Genomic DNA, 19964 nt, shown 5'->3' on the forward strand with positions numbered 1-19964 from the left:
AATTAGCCAATATCTCTATTGTTCTATCCGAGTAAAAATTATATATTTAACTTTAAAAATTTAATCATATTTTTTATGGTTCTTAATAAAAAATTAGGAAATTACATGTTAGATGAAAAGAGTTATAAATTCATTAAAGATGCCTGGCAATTAATGGATAAATATAAACAATATCCAATAGGAAATAGGGGTATGGCCGCATTTTTTGCAAATGAGCTCGTAGAGCATATTAATGAGTTTAGGAAAAGCGGGATAAAAGAAGCTTCAATTTCCGAATTAGTTCAAAACATGGAAAGGGTTTTTGCGGGATTAAAAATTTCATCAGAATATTTTTCTCCTGATAATAAACAATATTTGCTCGCAAGTATCGCGACTTTATTGAGTTGTCTAACATGTTATACATATAGTAAAAATAAACTCAGAGGCATGGAGCAGGTCATTAAAGAGGCAGAGGCTTTCGCATTATGGGGAACAGGAAGGTGCAATAACATGACTTGTATGATGTTTTTGCTACTGGGACATTCCACTATAAGACCCATTGAATTTGTCCAATTAGAGGCATCTGATAAAAAATCTGCCCATTGTTTGTTGTTAATTGGCAGGAGAGATGAAATAAGCCTTGAAAATTTTTATGATGATGCTGTGATTGTTGTTGATTATTGGTCTGGTTGTATTGGGAGGGCGAATAATTTATTTAACGGAGGTCCACTAACCTCATTCAAAAATAGGAAAGTCCAAAGGTGTGCTACTTTAAATAAAACCACTTTGCCTCTACCTGAATTTATTTTTCCAGAACAAGAACATATTAATCAAGCTCGTCAGATTACAGAAATTTTTTGTGATGTTTTTTTAGAATGTATTACAAAAAAGATTCAGAATAGTAAAATTTCGGAATCATTTTTTATAAAAAATAAATATCAAAAAAGGACTTTAAAAACTGATTTTATAGAAAGAGGTAGCTTTTATTGTGATGCTCATGATGAATATGATATTGCAAGAGAGAATAATATTATTAAATTTGGTTTTTAAAGTTAATTCACCAATAGAGAAGGTTAACTTTACAACGATGAATCATTGTATTTAAAAGTAGAAAATTAGTTTGTATTTCTGGAATCTATTAATCATGTAAATAAATATTGGTATTTCCATTTTAAAAAAATTCTTGATAGAACATTTCAAATGTAACTAAAGGATCATCCACAATGATTAACATTACCGAATTACAGCGAGGGGACATTATTATTGTCATGCACAATGGCACCCCTTATCATGCCGCTATTTATGCCTCTAACCCTGAGTATATTGGTGATGTTATTCACGCTTGTTCAGGGTTCAAACGCTCTGGTGTAACACGAGGGACTCTTGCTCACTTGTATCATCTTCATCATGGTATGAACAAAGCAGGTAATTTCTTTCACCTCAGTCAAAAAAATACACTTGAAATACATATTTTTCGAAGTAAAACTCTAAGTGGTGAAGCTATTGCAAATCAGGCAGAGCGTTGGCTATTACAAGGTGTAACTTATGATGAAAAAAGATTAGCGGATACAGTTGAAAACTGTAATGAACATCAGAAAATAAGTAGAGAAGTGCAAATATTAAATGTGTTTGAATATTTAAAATTCGCAGCACGACGTGAAACAGCGCCTATTAAAACTCCTTTTTTCCCTTACCCAGGAGCGAGTGTTAGTTCGGTTCTGGGCTCATTTTTTGTTGCCCCTTCATTAAATCTTCCGACAAGTGTAGTGAATGTGGGTTTAAAATTGATGAAAAAAGGCGCTAATTATGATGGACGGGTTAAGGGGTTTTCCTGTGCGGGTTTTGTATTAGCTTGCATTGGCGCAGTTGCATTACAAGATGAAATTTCGCCTCTTACACCCCAAAGGAGATGGGTTTCTCTCAAGTATGGGAAGTCTCCCCAAGATCCGGACACCTCTTATGCAAAAGCATGGCAATGTTTGAAAGACAGCTTAGGAGAACTAAAGTATGAGCAATCACAATCGGGTTTAGATACTTTATTGTCTGAAGAACAAATACAACAATTTGATATTGATCGTTTGATTAACAAATTATCCTTTCTTGCGAACTTGCATCCACATCACCCCAGTATTCGTGCTTTTATTGAAGGGATACAAAGTGATGATGAAAACTGGCAAAACTTAGGCTCGTTAAATGAAATAAAAATGAATAATCAATATCGCGTTGTGAGTCGGCCTTTCACTAAAAAAGATTATAAAGAAGAAAAAGCCATCGATATGGAAATAATAAAAACCAATCATCATCAATTCGGACGACAATACGGCGAGTCTGCTTTTAAAAGAGAGTATCCTAAATTTCTTTCCAAAAAAATGATTTCTGCTATTACAGGAGAAACTGTCTCCGATATTATCGACTATAAGAAATAACATAAATATTTTGATAAACGATTTGTTTTTCTTGATTATTTTTGATTCAATAAGTATTCTGACTCGACATAAGGGCTTTATTTTTTTACGAGAATTGTAATGTTGCCGAATATTCAAGATGTTATAAAAAACGATATTACTGAATTGTATCGTGATTATAAGACGCAAAAGGAAGTTTTCCCTCCGGCTTTAAAGAAAGCACTCAATGAATATCATTCGAAAAGTACTGCATCCATAATAGCAGTTTATCAAGCTTCAGCTTCTTCTTTGTCCAGATTATCTGATTTTCGCCCTGGAATCAGACCTTTTATCGAAAGTTGTTTAACGAAAAGTATGATTAAGTTATGCAATAGAAATTTACTAACCCAGGTTAATTTTAATTTGATAGTAGAAAACCGTTTGTCTGCTCTTGATCTTGAAAACCTTGTCAGCGCATTGAATCGGGCAGAAGAGCTCCAGCTTTTAAGCGTTGAGCATATGCAAGCTTATTTCAAGCTGCTTGCAGGTAAAAAATTAGCTTTTGATACATTCGATAAGCCGTCTAATGAAAAACTTTTTAATAGTGAGCAGGGTCAATTTTATTTTAATGAAATTATCAAACATGATACTCCTGATGAACTCATAGATGCTCTATCTCGTGCATTTGAATTGGGCCTCATAAAAAATGTACAGTCTAGTCAATGCATGATAGTACATCCTGATCCCAATTCGCTTTCTAACGTTTTAAATAGATTACCACCGGATATTTTTTTAGATGAGCAATATGCCCAAGCCAATTTTTTAGCCATTGTAAGAAATAAACAAATAAGAGAGCTTGCTGTAGTGTTACAGGACTTGATACAGATAGATAAAATAACTTTTTTAAGTGGTCAAAATGCGCAATCTAATTTTGAAGCTCTTCTGGCCTGTCCCGAATTGCAAGCTTTTTCTGAAGCCCTTTCCCACCAAACGATTTCACTTGTTTTAGATGGTGAGGAAAGTCAAGCTAATTTCCTGGCGCTTACACGAATACCCAAACCAATTAGTCGTGTTAAAATTTTGGGCTACGCTTATCAAGCGGGGCTTATCGGTTTTTTGAGAAATGGAGGGCAAACTCTAATTGGTCATAAGATGCATTCCCTTATTTTGAATGATATGAAATTAGATGAGGTGAGTGAAGCAATGTCTTATCTTCAGGATGCAGGTCTTTTGCAGGAACAAGGGCCAGCTAATTTTGCGAAGCTTTTAATGCATCAAAATCCACGCGATCTTGCCCAGGTTCTCTCTAAATTATTAAAGGTCGATCTCTTGACGCAAGTTAATTTTTTAGCTCTCATCAGTCATGAAAACCTGGAAGGATTATCCAGAGTATTCGAATCTTTTTACGATCTTATTTTGCGTACCAGGGAAAAAGAGCAAAAGCAATCATGTTTTGAAGAGATAATCACCTATCAGAATAATTTAGCCCCTGTTAACTGGTGTGATATTCCGCCTGGTTATATGACCATGGCTCATTTTAATACGCTGATTGACTTATGTATCCAATACAGGTTCGCATGTGAACAAGGTCAGGCTGTAATCCAAGACTATGTGAGCAATGAAATTTTAAAAGAAGAGCAACAACAGACAATTAATCCGGTTTTAATTGATGAGCATGCAACAGTAAATAGCGGGCCTGGATTATTCAGTCGACTGATTGGATTTTTTAAACCCCCATCCAAACGTCAAAAAAGACAGGCTGAGCAATTTACTGGGGGGCCTGAATGGTAATCTATGAGCGATGTAAGAAATTGCATTGTTTGTCCCTATTGTTATAGGATGACATAATTTTTACGGACGTGAATTATCATAGAAAATCGTAGATCATCCTTTAGGGCGTGTCCTCAATCTGTTGATCGGTTACTTGATCGAGGGAACGAGCAGGTTTTCGAGATCCGGATGGTTTTTTATTGAGTTTATTGTTTATGAATAACGTTTAATCTGGTTGATCACCTTTCAGGAAGAAAAATGGTTCAAGTTCTTTTTTCAATCACTTTGTTTTTAAGTGCCTTTTTGCTATTTACCATTCAACCCATGAGCGCGAAACTTATGCTTCCTGTATATGGAGGTACGCCTGCTGTATGGACGATATGCATGCTTTTTTTCCAAGGGCTTTTGCTCGTGGCTTATGGTTATGTCTGGTTTCTTAGTCGTTTGGCTCATCCCTGGTTTTGGCGTTTTTTACATCTATCCCTGGTCTTATTAAGTTTGATTGGTTTTCCTTTAGCACTTTCTCCTTTTTATGAAAAAGGTGCGCCAGATTTGTCGTTGTTAACTCTCCTGATCAAACAGGCCGGATTGCCTCTATTGATTATTGCCTCTTCTGCCCCCCTTTTGCAATTTGTCTATAGTCAGACTAAAGCAAAACAGGCTAATGATCCTTATTTTCTGTATGTAAGCAGTAATGTAGGCAGCTTTCTTGCTTTAGTGAGTTACCCCTGGTTAATTGAGAGTTATAGCGGTTTGAACCAGCAATTTTATTATTGGAATGTTCTTTTTATTTTGTATCTGTTACTTTTAATGGTGATACTTCTATTACCTTATTGGCAATCGGCTTCTTTTAACCACGCAAAGAACAACTCATTTTTATCGGAGAGTACTGCGCAAGCTGACAGATTACCTTTATTGATAAGAGTACGCTGGCTTGGCTTTAGCTTCCTTCCTTGTAGTTTAATGCTTGGTGTGACGTTTTATATTTCTACTGATATCGCAGCAACTCCTTTAATCTGGATGCTTCCTCTAGCGTTTTATTTATTGTCTTTTATTATTACTTTTGCCAGGAAACCTGTTATTTCCCAAGCATGGATTAGACGTAATATCCTGTTTTTTCTTTTTTTTCCATTAGTGGGTTTTATTGCCGGAGCTAACGCACTCCGTGCTTGGGAGCTTGTTATTTTTCATCTGACAGGTTTTTTTATGCTGGCGCTTTTGTGTCATGGAGAGTTAGTCAGTATTCGTCCACCTGTTAATCGGTTAACAAGCTTTTATTTTTGTATCGCTTTAGGAGGAGGATTAGCGGGGTTATTTAATGGCTTGATAGCCCCACGACTTTTTTCTGGCGCTTATGAATACCCTATAATCTTAAGTCTTGCCATGCTATGCATTACTTTACCCCGAGTTACCGGTACACGTTTTACTCCTTTTATCGTATTTTCTTTATTAATAGTAAATTATTTTTTACCTAATCAAGGATGGACTCAATGGGTAAAAACTAACCATATTATGGAGTTTTTAGCGTTGGGGCTTATTCTGAGTCAATCTACAAACCGAATAAACCTTTTTACCAGTATGGCTATTTTAGTTATTTTTTTATTTTCTCCGTGGTTCGGCCCGTTAAAAACAATAGGGCAGCAACGTAATTTTTATGGCATAAAACAGGTCATTGCCACACCCGGCGCGCATGCTTTACTAAGTCAGAGTACATTGCATGGTTTTCAATTGCAAAATGACTCTATTTTGAATAATCGAGCAATGGCTTATTATGGGCCTGTATTGCCCGTGGTGCAACGCCTGCAACGATCGCATCAATCGATACGAGGGACAGTATTAGGTCTGGGTACAGGGATGATGTCCTGTCAGTTTCGAGCAAGTGACAAGCTGGATATGATTGATGTGGACAGACAAGTTATTGAGATTGCGAGTAACGCTGATTTTTTCACTTATATACGTGACTGCCCACCGGCTATCTCACTTATTGAAGGGGACGGACGCTTGATTTTGCAAAAAAGAAAAACAGTTTCCGAGCTATTGGTTATTGATGCGTTCTCATCGGATGCTATTCCTACTCATTTATTAACATTGGAAGCATTTAAACTTTATCAACAAAAAATTTCTCATGAAGGCGTTATTATGGCTAATGTCAGTAATCGTCACCTCCATTTACTTCCAGTTTTAACTGCAGCAGGTCGTCAGCTCGACCTACTGGTATTACACAAACTACAACCGGGAAATAATAAGAAAGGTCAATTCCTTGCAGAATGGGTCTTGCTTACTGCAAATGAGCCTTTGGCTTTAGAGTTAATGAGAGATGAAGGATGGCGGTTTGTTGCTGAAACAAAGAATCAATTGTGGACAGACGACTACTCCAATGTAGTGTCTTTATTAAAATGGTAGAAACTTTACAGTCTGATTGTGATAATATGATGTCTTATCGTTTGTTCTGAAAGGAAAATAATATGAAGCAGAAAGGGTTTACCCTCATTGAGTTAATGATTGTTATCGCTATTATAGGGGTTTTGCTTTCTATAGCTGTTCCTGCCTATCAGAATTATATGATCAGAGCGCGTGTAACCGAAGGGTTAAATTTGGCTACAACCGCAAAACTTGCTGTCGCTGAAGCAACAATGACTAATCAAGCCCTACCTGCCACACAGGAGGTGACAGGCTACACGAGTCCGAAATCAACTGCGAATGTTCAATCCATTTCAATAGAGCCTAAAGGCGTTATCGCTATTACTTATACCAAGCTGGCTGGTAATGGTACTCTTTTGCTGGTGCCCACCCTACAGCCCGGTGGTGATCTGAATTGGTCTTGCACGGAAGGAACTTTGCCAAAACAGTATCGACCGATGAGCTGTAGATAAGCTGGAAAAATGAACCCCACTTATGCACAATTGGACGCTTATCATTTCTCAGCTTCAAATTTATTTCGATAATCGTTTAAATTTAGAGGCTTAGGGAAATGACTGGGGTGACCCAGTTGAATCAACACTATTGATTTTAGTTTCATCCTCTTCAAGATTCTTGCTGTCTATTTTTTTAAGTGTTTCTCTTGAAGGAAAGAATTGCAAAGCATTAGATATTGCTTCTGTTTTATTTGTTTTCCATTCGTCATTAATTTTTTCAGCAATCGGAGCGTATTTTTCAATCATTTCTTCAGCTCTTTTTTGAGTGGAAGGAAAAAGGTGAGGTTTTATTTCTTTATATTTATTTAGTATTCCTTTAAAATCAATTAAGGAATCTTTGCTAGGACTAACCAGTTGCTGCCCGCTATTATTCAATATGTTTTCAATAAAGCATTCTGCTTGTATATGTCGAATAGATCGTAGTTTGTTTTTATCATTGACTTGCATCTCTATGCTATCATCGTTTTGAGGAACTTTCATAATAGTAAAATCAGTTTCATCGAAAGATTTGGTTTCCAAAAAAGGGTAATCAAGTGTTCTTTTTTTTAATTGCTTTAAAATTTCTTCTTTAATTTCATCTTCATCGTTACTATCTTTTATATAAATATATTCTTCTTTAATACGCGCTGTTAGGAAGGGTAAAGTAACTTGCTTAGGTTTACTCATGATACTATCTCCGCTGTTTTTACTTAATTGAAGTGTAGCACTTTCTAAGCGGATTTTGTATAAAATAAAATCATCATGTGTCCTATTTAGCTTTGCAATTCGTAATATGTGCCATGACGAAAAAATAGAATGAATTATTTGATTTAACTGTTTTATTTTTTAAAAAAAGATTTCTCCGGAGTTGCTAGAACGGTGATGCCGCGGTGATTCGGGATGTAATATAATGGTCAAAAAGGAGGGATGTTTATCCATAACTTAGGGGGTTAGTAAGAATCACTCTGGTATCGTTTGCATTTTTTTGTCCGGCACAGAGCCTCGTGGCCTTGACCACGAGGCCCATAGAGAAGGCAGTGACCGTGTAATTTGAGAAATAGATTCCCGTTTTCACGGGAATGATTCAAAAATAATTGAGAAGGGCGTTTAACAAATCATACAAAAAATGAGAGGAGCACTCAGCGCCTGCGCGGGAAGGACAGGCTTTTTTAAAATTGTCCGGCGCAAAGTAGTTTTTGTGGAACCAGCTCGTTTTTAAGGCGAACATAATCGGGTAAACCATTATTATAAGGTGGATAAGCTTCATCCTGGATTAATGGTGCCAGATAACGACGGCATGCAGCAGTAATTCCCATACCATCGGCAGTAATGAACTCCTCGGGCATTGATTTTTCTTGATTGGCTACCTCTGCCAAAGGTACATGGTCAATTGACCAGCGATAGGGTGAGTCTTGTTCGCGTTTAATAATAGGCATAATCGCGTTATGTCCGCTTAAAGCCAGCTCAACGGCCGCTTTACCCAAAGCATAGGCTTGTTCGACATCAACCTGCGAAGCAATATGACGGGCCGCGCGTTGTAAATAATCAGCGACAGCCCAGTGATATTTATAACCTAATTCACTTTTGACTAACTGGGCAAGAACAGGCGCGACTCCGCCCAGTTGGGCATGGCCAAACGCATCTCGCAATCCTGCATCACTTAAAAATTGATTTTGCTCATTACGGATGCCTTCCGAAACCACAATAACGCAATAGCCATATTGTTGAACACATTCTTTTACTTTATTTAAGAAGCGTTGCTGATTAAAGCGTACTTCGGGGAACAAAATAATATGAGGAGGTTGTTCAGCACTTTCACCAGCCAGACCACTCGCTGCGGCTATCCATCCGGCATGACGTCCCATGACTTCAAGAATAAAAACTTTGGTTGATGAGGCGGCCATGGAAGCTACGTCAAAGCCAGCTTCCAGAGTAGAGATAGCTATATATTTTGCAACTGAACCAAATCCGGGACATGTATCAGTGAAAGGAAGATCATTATCTACGGTTTTGGGAATGCCTATACAAGTAACAGGATAACTCATATGACTGCCGAGTTTGGAAATTTTATGGGCGGTATCCTGGGAATCGCCGCCGCCATTATAAAAGAAATAGCCGATGTCATGTGCCTTGAAAACATTAATTAATCGCTCGTATTCCGCGCCATCATCTTTTAACTTGTAGCGGCAGGAGCCAAATGCGCCCGAAGGGGTATACATTAGTTTGCCAATATCTTCATCGCTTTCCAGAGAGGTATCAATTAACAGTTCATTGAGTGCACCGATAATGCCATTTTGTGCGGCATAAACCTTCCCTATTTTTTCAGGGTAGAGTCGGGCTGTTTGAATAACGCCACAGGCAGACGCATTAATGACAGCTGTTACACCACCAGACTGTGCATAAATTGCATTTTTAACAGACATAAAATCTCCATTACTTAAAGAGGTTGATTTTGGTATAAATTATCAAATTCATCAATGACTTCATCAATACTTTGAATAAGTTCTGTAAAAGCGGTTTCAAGCTCCTCTATATTTCCAACTTGTTTCGCCAGTTTCTCTAAACAAATAACATGATTTTGCAAGCGAGGGACACCACAAAAACAGCATGCACCGTGTAATTTGTGTGCTGCACTTTCCAATCCTTTAATGTCTTTATCTTGAAATAAGTGCAAAAATTCAGTACGATTTTTGTGTAGTTCATCAATAAAACGGGTGAGAAACTCTTCTGCCAATAACTTATTTCCAGATACTTTTTGAACGCAAAGTTGCCAGTCTATAACGGTAGGTTTTGTCTTTTTTAAAAGATGCAAAAGATGATTGAAGAGCTGCTTTTCATCAATTGGTTTTTGCAGGCACAAATCAACGCCAGCTTGTTTCAGTCGTTCGTTATTGAGGTCGCCGCTATTAGCACTGATAACGATAACAGGCGTTTGTTTATTCAACAGGGATTCCTGTCGGATGATATAAGCTGCCTCAAGGCCATCGAGTTTAGGCATTTGCAGATCGAGAAGAATGACATCGAAACGTTTTCTTTGACAAATTTCTACCGCTTCTTCACCGTTATCTACTGCTTCGATAGAGGTATGATTATGTAATAATGAATGAAGTAACATACGATTAACCGGATTGTCTTCAGCAATTAAGAGTTTGGGGTAAGCCAGGCGAAGCTGAGTACGCACACTGTCGAGTTCATGATTATACGTTAAAATCCGGGAGGCCTGATTGAGTAATGATTCGATAGTTTCGTGTAATTTTTGAATACTGATTGGTTTGAATAAAAAAGCATGAGCACCCAATGATTGAGGTTCATGAATGATCCACTTGGAAACCAGAATGCATGGTGTTGTTTTGTTACGTAAAATTTGAGCCACTTGTTGCTCGCATCCCTCATTGACATTAATAAAAGCAAGAGAGCAATCGTGGTGTTGATTTAGTGCATTGGCCAGTTGATTAAAGGCGGTAATCCGCACACATTCAATTCCCCAATAACCTAAACCATTACACATGGCTTCGAGGTATAAAGGATTATCATCATAGCAGAGCACTTTAAGGTGCTCGAAGCGGTGGCTTTGATTTTTTTCTACTTCATAGGCGGCCAATTTGGCAAATTTAAGTGTCACGGCAAAGGTCGAACCTTTGTTAAGTTCACTCGTTAATGTAACTCGCCCGTGCATGGCTTCAACCAGTTTTTTACAAATAACAAGACCCAGGCCGGAACCGCCAAAGCGCCGGGTAATTGTAGTGTCAGCCTGATTAAAGGCATTAAATAATTTGGTTTGATCATCATTGGAAATACCAATGCCTGTATCAGTAACAGAGAGACACAGGGTGTAGTCTTTTTCCGTTTCTTGTTCAATAACTGTGCGAATAAGAATATAACCATGATCGGTAAATTTTAAGGCATTGCTGATTAAATTGGCGATAATTTGCTTTAGACGCAAGGGATCGCCCAATACCGTTTTAGGAACGTCAGTAGAGGTGGAGGGAATAAGATCGACCCCTTTTTTATGTGCATTGGGCGCCATGAGAGCTAACACTTCATCAATGCAGCTGCGGATGTCAAGCGGAATACAATCCAGATGCAATTTTCCGGCATCAATTTTAGAGTAATCAAGAATATCATTAATAATAGTTAATAAATCCTGGGCAGATGATTTGATTGTTTTTACATAATCCAATTGTAAATGATCCAATTTTGATTCTAGCAAGACGTTGGTAAAACCGATTACTCCATTCATGGGTGTACGAATTTCGTGACTCATATTGGCGATAAACTCAGATTTTTGCCGGCTTTTTTCTTCTGCTTTCTTTTTTTCTAATGATAATTCAATGTTTTTTTCTTCCAGTAATTCCAGGCTTTGCTGCAAATCGCCGGTAGCTACTTCAATATGATGATTAATATCATGAATGGTATCTATATACTGCTTTTGCAAGTGGGCACAACCCTGCTCAATCAAACCTAACTCTCCCGGGCTTGTCACACTGATATGCGTCTCAAATTCATTACTTAAAATTTGTTTCATACTGCGGCGCAAGCGGGAAATAGGTAGATAAATGCGTTTGGATAAAAAATAGTGGATAGTTAAACTGATCAGCAGGCCGAGAAGAGTAATGAAAATAGTTACGATATACATCTGATAGCGTTTAATCAACATGGATTGTGTATCGATATCGAGAGAAAGCCAGCCTAAAATATCATCGGCCTGAAAATCAACCGGCGTTGATGGACGTTTAAAAGGGGGAGGTGAATAAAGATTAAACTTGGGAATAGTAATCGGTGCCAGAAAATTAATGGTATAAGGTTGAATTTGTTTGCTTTCTATATAATCGCCGGTAAATTCCGGGGGAATAAATGGCTTATGAATAGAATGTTTACCTCCCCGGTAAGCAAGCAGTAATCCCTGAGCATTGTAAAACGCCAAGGCTTTAACTTCAGGATTTACTGTTGACGCATTAATTAAGCCCTGTAATGTCCGGCTATCATTATGCAGAATGGCAAACTGCGCAGCGGGCAATAGTTGACGAATATAAGCTTCGCCCAATCTTAACATATGCTGGTTTAAATCTTTATTGAACTGTCCGTTGTAAAATACCGCAAAAAGCAAGGCAACCAGGAAAACAGGTATTAAAGTTGTGATTCGCAGTTGGTATTTGATGCCAAGGCCCTTCATGAATTAACCTGTCCGGGAATCAAGCTACAAAAGGTAAAAGTAGTTGACATAATCGTTATCCGGTTATTTTGCGTTACCAACAAAGTCGGCTATTATAGCGCGATTAATTAATTGCTTACAATGGAGTACCCTGATAGTGGTCAGAACCCGCTTTGCCCCAAGTCCCACCGGTTTTTTACATGTTGGTGGTGTGCGTACCGCTTTATTTTCCTGGTTATATGCCAGACATCATGATGGTGAATTTATACTGCGTATTGAAGATACGGATCAGGAGCGTTCTACCCAAGAGTCTGTGCAGGCTATTTTGGAAGGTATGGCCTGGTTAGGTCTGGATTATGATGAAGGACCTTTTTATCAAACGCAACGTTATGCACGGTATCAGCAAATTGCGCAGCAATTACTTGATGAAGGACAAGCATATCGGTGTACCTGTTCTAAGGAACGTTTGGAAACTTTGCGAGAAGCTCAGCTCACAGCGAAGGAAAAACCGCGGTATGACGGCTATTGCCGCGATAAAAATTTGCCTGCCAGTAAAGAACCGCATGTGGTACGTTTTAAAAATCCGCAAATGGGGGTAGTCTCTTTTACTGATCAGGTTTACGGTGAAATTCATGTTGAGAATAATCAACTGGATGATTTGATTCTAATGCGTTCAGATGGTCACCCAACCTATAATTTTGCTGTTGTCATTGACGATTGGGATATGCAAATCACCCATGTGATTCGTGGTGATGATCACATCAATAATACGCCTCGGCAAATTAATTTATTTAGAGCATTAAATGCGCCTGTTCCTGTTTTTGCGCATCTTCCCATGATTCTTGGTGATGATGGTAAACGATTGTCAAAACGGCATGGTGCAGTGAGTGTTCTGCAATTTAAAGAACTGGGTTTTTTACCCCATGCTTTGTTAAATTATTTAGTACGTTTAGGTTGGTCTAATGGTGATCAGGAAATTTTTAACAGAGAAGAAATGATTGCCACCTTTGATTTGAAAAATGTGAGTCGTGGAGTATCCAGTTTTAATTACGATAAGCTTTATTGGTTAAATCAGCACTATCAAAAAAGTGATTCGCCTGAAACGGTGGCGGAGGCTTTAAGTTGGCATTTTATTCAGCAAGGTATAGATAGTAGTCAAGGGCCAAAATTGGTTGATTTGATTCCTGTTCAGGCCGAACGATGTAAGACATTAGTGGAGATTTGTGAAAAGAGCCGCTATTTCTATGAAGATACTATTGAATACGATGAAGCAGCCGTTAAAAAACATCTAAGACCGGTTGTTTTAGAACCGCTGGAGGCGTTGTATAAACAGCTATCCCAGCTAGAGAATTGGACCCCTGATGCCTTACAGGAATGCATTAATAATGTAAGTGCCGAATTTGATATCAATATGGGGAAGATTGCTCAACCTTTACGTGTTGCTATAACGGGTGGCAGTATGTCGCCAGCCATTGATGTAACGCTGGCTTTTATCGGCAAGCAACGTACAATAAATCGATTAGACTATGCATTGGAATCTATACGTAAACGCCAATCAAGTTAGTAAATAGTTTTTATACCAGTCATGGAAGACCGATGATCCGTGACAATCTGTATATTTTTTAAATCAATTTAAAGGTGGTGTTAAAAAATATTCAGGTAATCGGCGTGTCATTATTTTAAATTATGGAGGGGTAATATGTATCAACAAACTGGTGCCGAAAAACCTGATTTTTTTTGGACAGAACGTAATTTGCATAATCCTTTCATGAACAACTATATTTATCTTTCTGAAAAAATGAATCTGGAAATAGTGGTGAGAGTACCTACAAGCACTATTACATTAAGCAAAGGTAGCTTTAATGAAATAACAGCGTCAGGCCGGTCCTGTTTAAATGAAGTTATAGAAAAGTGTGATCAAGAAAATATTGCAATTAAAAAGCAGGAAGATGCTTATGCTCTCCTGGAAGGAAATCACGTAATCAATGGTATTGAATTTCAAAATGAAGATATAAAAATATTGGCTGATTTTTTATATCTCGTGCATAAAGTAATGTTTTTTAGTGACAAGATGCGAGAGGAAATAAAAACAGCGCTGAATTTAAATCAGGTTGCTGATAAAGAATTTTTGGAAGAAAATAAATTAAAAATAGATAGGGGAGATATAGCCGATGCATTAAAGGCGGCTAATGTTATTGAAAATGGAGAAGGATTGTGGTCATTAGGTCAATATTGTGAAAATAAAGGCTTGTTAAATGACGCAGTTGATTTTTATCAGACGATCGATAACAACGCTCTTTTTTATGCCAAGGCTAATTATCAAAGTGCTTATCTACTTATGACAAACCTTGAAAATAATTCTTTCCCTGAAGAAAAAAGAAAGAATATAGAAAATATTATGCGATTTTTGTTAAGAGCAAACCAATCGGGTGAATATCAAAAAGAAGTAGATCGGTTTTTTCACCAATTGTGTGGTGATAATAACAAACAACCTACTATAAAAAATGTAAAATCTGACGAGTCTACGTTAGTTCAATTAGCTCAAGTTATTGCCGATTTACGCCAAGTGAAAGAAGCTGTTCCTCAAGAAATGAAAAAATCAAACCCAGTTTATGTAAGTAGTAATCATGAGCATTGTTCTTTTTTTAAACCTCAATTGGGCGAGAAAACATTTCAAGGTAATAAAAGCAATATTTTTGATGAGGCTTATCCTCAATTTCAGTATGATTAAACAACTACAGATCCTCACGAAAATGGTGATTTTTATATAAAAGAAATTTTTCAATAGTCATCCATTTTATTATTGATGTATCTTATCTTGGTTCATGTCTTTCCGGCGCAGGCGCTGAGTAATCCTCTCATTTTTTTGTGTTATTGTTAAACACTCTTTTCAATTATTTTTAGGTCATTCCCGTGAAAAAGGGAATCTATTTCTCAAATTACACGGTTGTTCTATTGAAAGACAGATCCCCCGCCTTCGCGGTGGGTGACAAAAATAAAATCATAGAGATTAAAATAATTTCAAATAAATTAAACAAAAAAATGAGAGGATTACTCAGGGCGCAGGCGGGAACGATTTTCAAGACAAGGTGATGTGACAATTTACATAATGGATTCCTGCCTGCGCGGAATGACACAAAAAGGCTATTTATTAAATCAAAATTGTGTAAAAATAAGCTTCTTCGTGAGGGATAAGTCAGATCCTGAGCTATTACAGTAAACAATTTCACTAGTGCCTGGTTTGATTACTATCCATTTCGTTTAAAACAATTGCTACTGCTGCGTTAATCTGTTCAGATGCTTTGGGAAATGTCTTGTTGAATTGTCTCTCAGCTCTTTCAGGATGTACGTGATTGTCATAAATAATTTGTGCCACACTAGCCAGGAAGCATTCAGGTTCGATGGCCATTGCTTTTTCGATCATATTTTTTGCTTCATCCAGCGTTTGAGTCAAGGATTTGGTTAGAGCCAAACCACCCCATGCTTCGGAGTTTTCCTTATTAATGGCGATTGCTTGTTGATAGCTAGATTGAGCATCATTCAGTTTGTCGAGAAAGAGTTGGCACCACCCAAGGCTTATCCAGGCATCATAGAAGGCAGGTTGAATTTCAATTGCTTTGAATAAAGCTTGTTCTGCTTCTGAAAATTCCAGATTACGGAAAAGAGTAGTACCTAAAGCAAACCATAGACGGGCATCATCTTTTTTTTCGGTTAACAGAGTGTTAATTTCGTTGATTGTTGGAGTACCTTCCAGTAGACGAAGCATCAGGCTGGTTATACGAGCTTCATAATTTTGAGCATCCAGAGTTAAAGCCTGTTTTGCAAAATATGTCGCTTTATCTTGTTCATCATTATCAAAAGATAAAAGAGCTAATAGCCCTAAAACATTGGCATCAGCAGGGTAACGAGGTAATGTCTGCCTGGCAAGCAGTTCAATGGCTTGCTCAACCCGGTCGAGCTGATGTAATAATTTCGCCATTAAAATTTCACTATCAACAGTAACATCATTGGCGGTAATTACCGGTGTTAATACTGCTAACGCTTCCTCAAACTCGCTGTTTAAATAGAGACAATAGGCCAGATTATAACGATTGAGTGTGGATACCTTCTGCTTTAGTGCCTTTCTTAAATAGTCTTTTGCCTGCTCAAGCTTACCTGTATTTAAATCCAGCAAACCTTGCTGGGTAAGGCAAGCCTGGCTGTCGATTTGTTTCGCTTTATCGAGATAGAATTGTGCCTGCGTCCAATCACCTGACTGACAATAGCAATCACTCACCGCAAGCAGGAGATTGATATTGTTTTGGTCTTGCTCCAGAAAATGGAGATAACGATTTAGTTTGGTTTGCTGTTCCTGTGTAGCCATTAATAATTTCCTTAGATTTCTACTATTTTGGTTCAAGCTAGCGAAATGTCGACAAGCTCTCGATTTACCTGTTTTTAATGAAAACTTCCCATTAAAGCCTGGATTACCAGATCCCAGCCATCAATTAATATAAATACTAATAACTTGATGGGTAATGAAATTGACATCGGGGGTACCATCATCATTCCCATCGTCATTAAAATGCCCGAAACAATTAAATCAATCAGCAAAAAAGGCAAAAAGATCATAAATCCTATCTGAAATGCTGTTTGTAATTCGCTAAGTAAAAATGCAGGTATTAATTGGTAGAGTTTAATATCCTTTGCCTTTGCAGGGAGTGTTTCCTGAGCCAGTTGTAAAATCATTTGCATATCTTTTTCCCGAGTCTGCTTCAGCATAAATTCCTTAAGTGGCACGGCCGCTTTAGATAAAGCCGTTTCAGTATTCATTTGATGGGCTTGATAAGGCTGATAGGCTTCGGCATAAATAATTTTAGCGACAGGCATCATGGTAAATAAGGTCAAAAATAGTGATAAACTGATAATGACGGTATTGGGTGGCGTCTGCTGTAATCCCAGAGCATTACGGAGCATGGAAAGGACCACGACAATGCGTGTAAAGGACGACAGCATAATTAAAATGCTGGGTGCCAGACTCAATACAGTCAAAAGCGCGAAAGTTTGCAAAACAGGAGAAACAGAATTCTCATCAAATTGGAAAGGACCAACAGAAAAATTGGTCGCAGCAACAGCCGTTAATGGTAAAAAAAGTTGCGAACCTGTTAGCAAACAAACTTTATACCTTTTCATCCAACAGAACCCTCATTGCTTACTGGTTGCAAGATTAATGATTGTTGATTATCGGCGATAAGAAAACGCTGGTTTTGATATTCAATAACATAAATCATGGTTTTATTAGCCAGGCGTTTTCTATCAACAATCAAACAGGATGATTGGGCTAAGGGATGTCGTTTTTTCCAGGCAAGAACCAATGCGATGACAAGGAGTGCAATGAATGTTATTACATAGATGAACCAACCCTGTTCAGGCGCTGTAGCTTGCTTGAAAGGTATTTTTTCAGCAAAAGCAGATTGGGTAAAGAGTCCCCAAATAATGAAAAACAATGTTTTAATCATGATGCAATCTCAGTAATCCGGATAGCAAAATGATCTTCAGCCGCCATTAGCTCGCCGTGGGCAATGATCTGATTATTGAGTACGATGTCAATCGGTTCATGAGTTTTTTGATGTAGAGGTAAAATTTGCCCTTGCTTTAGCTGACTCAATTCAGCAATGGTCAGGGTCAGGGTACCCACGCGAATTTGACACTCAACTTCCACCGCGCCTACCAGATTTAAATAATTATCAACAAGCGGGCGATTCTCTTCAATGGGTGTTTCTTGTTTAATCTGTTCAGGCAAAGCAATTTTTTTTACAGTAATACTCATAATAATCTCGTTAATTGAATGGATTTATGATCGTGCCATTGTCCCAAATGGACCTTGTCAACGAATTGTTTTTGGTGTTGCAGTAATAAGGGTTTATCAAGTTGATGGTCAGTTTTAATCACATCGCCGACTTCAAGATGGATCAGTTTGTTTACTTCAAGACGCAATGGCTTAAGGTGGACTGATAAATCGATTGGCTTGTCCGCCAGCGCTGTATCAAGACTATCTATTGATGTAACGGCTTTCATCGGAGATAAATGCTTCAACACCCATGTGGGATGAAAATAGAGATGAAAGAATCCATTGTTATTGTTAAAACGTAAACAAAGACAGGGTGAACCTGGGTAGATCCATTCTTTATCGCGTGTAGCATTATCTTCTGATTCAAGCGCTTCCTCAACTGCCAGATGATTAAGTAATTGCATGAAAATTGTACGAGATGCTTCGTTAAAACAGTCTGCTCCATCGCCGAAAAGGCTGTGTTTCAAGATGGACAGATAGTTTTTATCAAGCAGAGCCAATGGATTTTCTTCGGCACGTAATAAAAGCATTTCCTGTGAGTTTCTTATTACTGTTGCACAATGAATATCAAAATTGAATGATTCAATAGCATAACATTGATTCCAGGCGCAAATTTTTGGCGTAAACATTTCACGAAAATTGGCCAATTCTTTAGCGTTTATCAAGCGGTAAGGTTTAAATTCAGTTTTCATTTTTTATATAAATCGTCCAGCAATTGTTTATCAATATCCATAATTTGTGAACAGGCTTGAAACATCCGTTGTAAGACCACAATATTGGCAAATTCCATCGTTGAATCAACGTTTGCTGATTCCAGTTTCTTGGGTTGCAGACTCCCAAAACCCTCTTTATTTGCCCGGCCAATATGACGACCATAGTTCGACTTGGTGCGAAAAAGATTATCACTGGCCTGCTGCAAGGTTTGTTCATTGTCAAATTTTGCCAGGGCGACATGAATACCTTCAATGGATTGACCATTGTCATAATTATAGGAAATCTGACCGTTCTCATCGAAAGTAAAGTCAATTTGTTTTCCTTCACCATAACCATCTTTTTTGTAGGTAGTGATCTTGGTATAAAGATTGGTATCTGATTTTTTTAGACGGACAGATTTATCAGAGTCACTGAAATAACTGCCAAATTTTAAGGTAACGGATTGCTTGTTTTTTAAATTAAAATTTATGATATTGTAACCCTCTTCAGGAGCAGCTTCCGAAGAGTTGATACCCAGATTGAATTGTAAGGTTTGGGGAGAAAAAGAAATCTCTTCACCGTCACAGGTTAATCTGACTAATTCCCATTGAGATCCATCGGGGTTTATTTGCTCATTAATCGAATCAACCGGTTTAAATTCAAGTCCGATTTTATGCGCTTTGCCTTTCTCATCAAAAATATCCTCTACATTGAAACTGATATTTTCATATTTGCTCTTGCCTAAACCTGGATCAGGGGGAGCTGGTGAATCATTTTTTTTCTTTTCTACCAGAACTAATTGACCTGCAAGCTCCACATAACGAGTCGTTTTACCTGTGTGCACTTTAGGGCCGAATTGATGAATGGGTACAAGGTTACCCTGCGTATCATAGCCTTGTACCAAACCGCCGCTGTGTTTGTCAGCGAGCATCCCGTCATTATTAAATTCAAACTCACCATCGCGAGTGTAGAGCAATTCGCCGTTTTTAAGACGCACAATAAAAAATCCGGGGCCTACCACAGCCAGATCAGAGGGATTCTTGGTTTCCAGATACGTACCTGCTGCAAAATTGGTATGAGTTCCTGCAATAGATACGCCTGCTCCCAGTCCATCATGGCTTTGACCATCACCCAGAGACGAATAAAATACATCACTGCGCTTAAACCCGGGGCTTTGCATATGAGCAACATTATTAGAGGTTGTTTGTAAGGCATAACTGGCAGCAAGCATGCCGGTAAAACTGGTGTAATAAGTAGTCATC

The 19964-nt window shown here is 37.9% G+C and carries 16 protein-coding genes; 7 read left to right on the forward strand and 9 right to left on the reverse strand.

The window, feature by feature from the left end; all coding sequences use genetic code 11:
- Positions 1–105: 105 nt before the first annotated feature.
- The 5 genes from T345_RS0102815 to T345_RS0102835 all read left to right on the forward strand — a co-directional run bounded on the left by T345_RS0102815 (position 106) and on the right by T345_RS0102835 (position 7006).
- Complete coding sequence (locus T345_RS0102815) at positions 106–1029, forward strand: hypothetical protein (protein WP_028388014.1); 924 nt, start codon at positions 106–108, stop codon at positions 1027–1029.
- A 173-nt stretch (positions 1030–1202) separates the two neighbouring features.
- Entirely contained in the window at positions 1203–2405 is a 1203-nt protein-coding gene (locus tag T345_RS0102820) for a hypothetical protein (RefSeq protein ID WP_028388015.1), read from the forward strand.
- A gap of 99 nt (positions 2406–2504) precedes the next feature.
- The gene (locus T345_RS0102825) at positions 2505–4154 is read left to right on the forward strand and encodes a hypothetical protein (protein ID WP_028388016.1); all 1650 of its coding nucleotides are present in this window, start codon (positions 2505–2507) and stop codon (positions 4152–4154) included.
- Between the two features lie 237 nt (positions 4155–4391).
- Complete coding sequence (locus tag T345_RS0102830; RefSeq protein WP_028388017.1) at positions 4392–6536, forward strand: spermidine synthase; 2145 nt, start codon at positions 4392–4394, stop codon at positions 6534–6536.
- Positions 6537–6598: 62 nt separating this feature from the next.
- Positions 6599–7006, forward strand: coding sequence for a pilin (locus tag T345_RS0102835; protein WP_028388018.1), 408 nt, complete (start codon positions 6599–6601; stop codon positions 7004–7006).
- 90 nt (positions 7007–7096) lie between these two features.
- On the opposite strand, the gene T345_RS0102840 is transcribed toward T345_RS0102835, so the two are convergent.
- From T345_RS0102840 to letS, 3 genes are all read right to left on the reverse strand, one after another.
- The gene (locus T345_RS0102840; RefSeq protein WP_028388019.1) at positions 7097–7714 is read right to left on the reverse strand and encodes a hypothetical protein; all 618 of its coding nucleotides are present in this window, start codon (positions 7712–7714) and stop codon (positions 7097–7099) included.
- Positions 7715–8196: 482 nt separating this feature from the next.
- The gene (locus tag T345_RS0102845; protein ID WP_028388020.1) at positions 8197–9450 is read right to left on the reverse strand and encodes a 6-phosphofructokinase; all 1254 of its coding nucleotides are present in this window, start codon (positions 9448–9450) and stop codon (positions 8197–8199) included.
- Positions 9451–9464: 14 nt separating this feature from the next.
- Positions 9465–12200 carry a two-component system sensor histidine kinase LetS gene (gene letS, locus T345_RS0102850; protein ID WP_028388021.1) on the reverse strand — a complete coding sequence of 912 codons (2736 nt, stop codon included), beginning with the start codon at positions 12198–12200 and terminating at the stop codon, positions 9465–9467.
- Between the two features lie 133 nt (positions 12201–12333).
- Here letS and gltX point away from each other — a divergent pair, with 133 nt between their 5' ends.
- Entirely contained in the window at positions 12334–13743 is a 1410-nt protein-coding gene (gltX, locus tag T345_RS0102855; RefSeq protein ID WP_028388022.1) for a glutamate--tRNA ligase, read from the forward strand.
- A 135-nt stretch (positions 13744–13878) separates the two neighbouring features.
- The gene (locus T345_RS0102860; protein ID WP_028388023.1) at positions 13879–14910 is read left to right on the forward strand and encodes a hypothetical protein; all 1032 of its coding nucleotides are present in this window, start codon (positions 13879–13881) and stop codon (positions 14908–14910) included.
- Between the two features lie 498 nt (positions 14911–15408).
- Here T345_RS0102860 and T345_RS0102870 read toward each other — a convergent pair whose 3' ends face one another.
- The 6 genes from T345_RS0102870 to T345_RS0102895 all read right to left on the reverse strand — a co-directional run bounded on the left by T345_RS0102870 (position 15409) and on the right by T345_RS0102895 (position 19963).
- Complete coding sequence (locus T345_RS0102870; RefSeq protein ID WP_028388025.1) at positions 15409–16542, reverse strand: tetratricopeptide repeat protein; 1134 nt, start codon at positions 16540–16542, stop codon at positions 15409–15411.
- A 74-nt stretch (positions 16543–16616) separates the two neighbouring features.
- Positions 16617–17351, reverse strand: a complete 735-nt coding sequence (gene fliP / locus T345_RS0102875) for a flagellar type III secretion system pore protein FliP (protein ID WP_028388026.1) — start codon at positions 17349–17351, stop codon at positions 16617–16619.
- Positions 17348–17677 carry a hypothetical protein gene (locus tag T345_RS0102880; RefSeq protein WP_028388027.1) on the reverse strand — a complete coding sequence of 110 codons (330 nt, stop codon included), beginning with the start codon at positions 17675–17677 and terminating at the stop codon, positions 17348–17350. The genes fliP and T345_RS0102880 overlap by 4 nt, the downstream gene beginning before the upstream one ends.
- The gene (locus tag T345_RS0102885; RefSeq protein WP_028388028.1) at positions 17674–17988 is read right to left on the reverse strand and encodes a FliM/FliN family flagellar motor switch protein; all 315 of its coding nucleotides are present in this window, start codon (positions 17986–17988) and stop codon (positions 17674–17676) included. Before T345_RS0102885 ends, T345_RS0102880 begins: the two co-directional genes overlap by 4 nt.
- Positions 17985–18701, reverse strand: coding sequence for a FliM/FliN family flagellar motor C-terminal domain-containing protein (locus tag T345_RS0102890; protein ID WP_028388029.1), 717 nt, complete (start codon positions 18699–18701; stop codon positions 17985–17987). Before T345_RS0102890 ends, T345_RS0102885 begins: the two co-directional genes overlap by 4 nt.
- Entirely contained in the window at positions 18698–19963 is a 1266-nt protein-coding gene (locus tag T345_RS0102895; RefSeq protein ID WP_028388030.1) for a flagellar hook-basal body complex protein, read from the reverse strand. The genes T345_RS0102890 and T345_RS0102895 overlap by 4 nt, the downstream gene beginning before the upstream one ends.
- Position 19964: the final 1 nt, after the last annotated feature.

It is taken from the genome of Legionella fairfieldensis ATCC 49588, assembly GCF_000621525.1.
GTDB lineage: Bacteria > Pseudomonadota > Gammaproteobacteria > Legionellales > Legionellaceae > Tatlockia > Tatlockia fairfieldensis.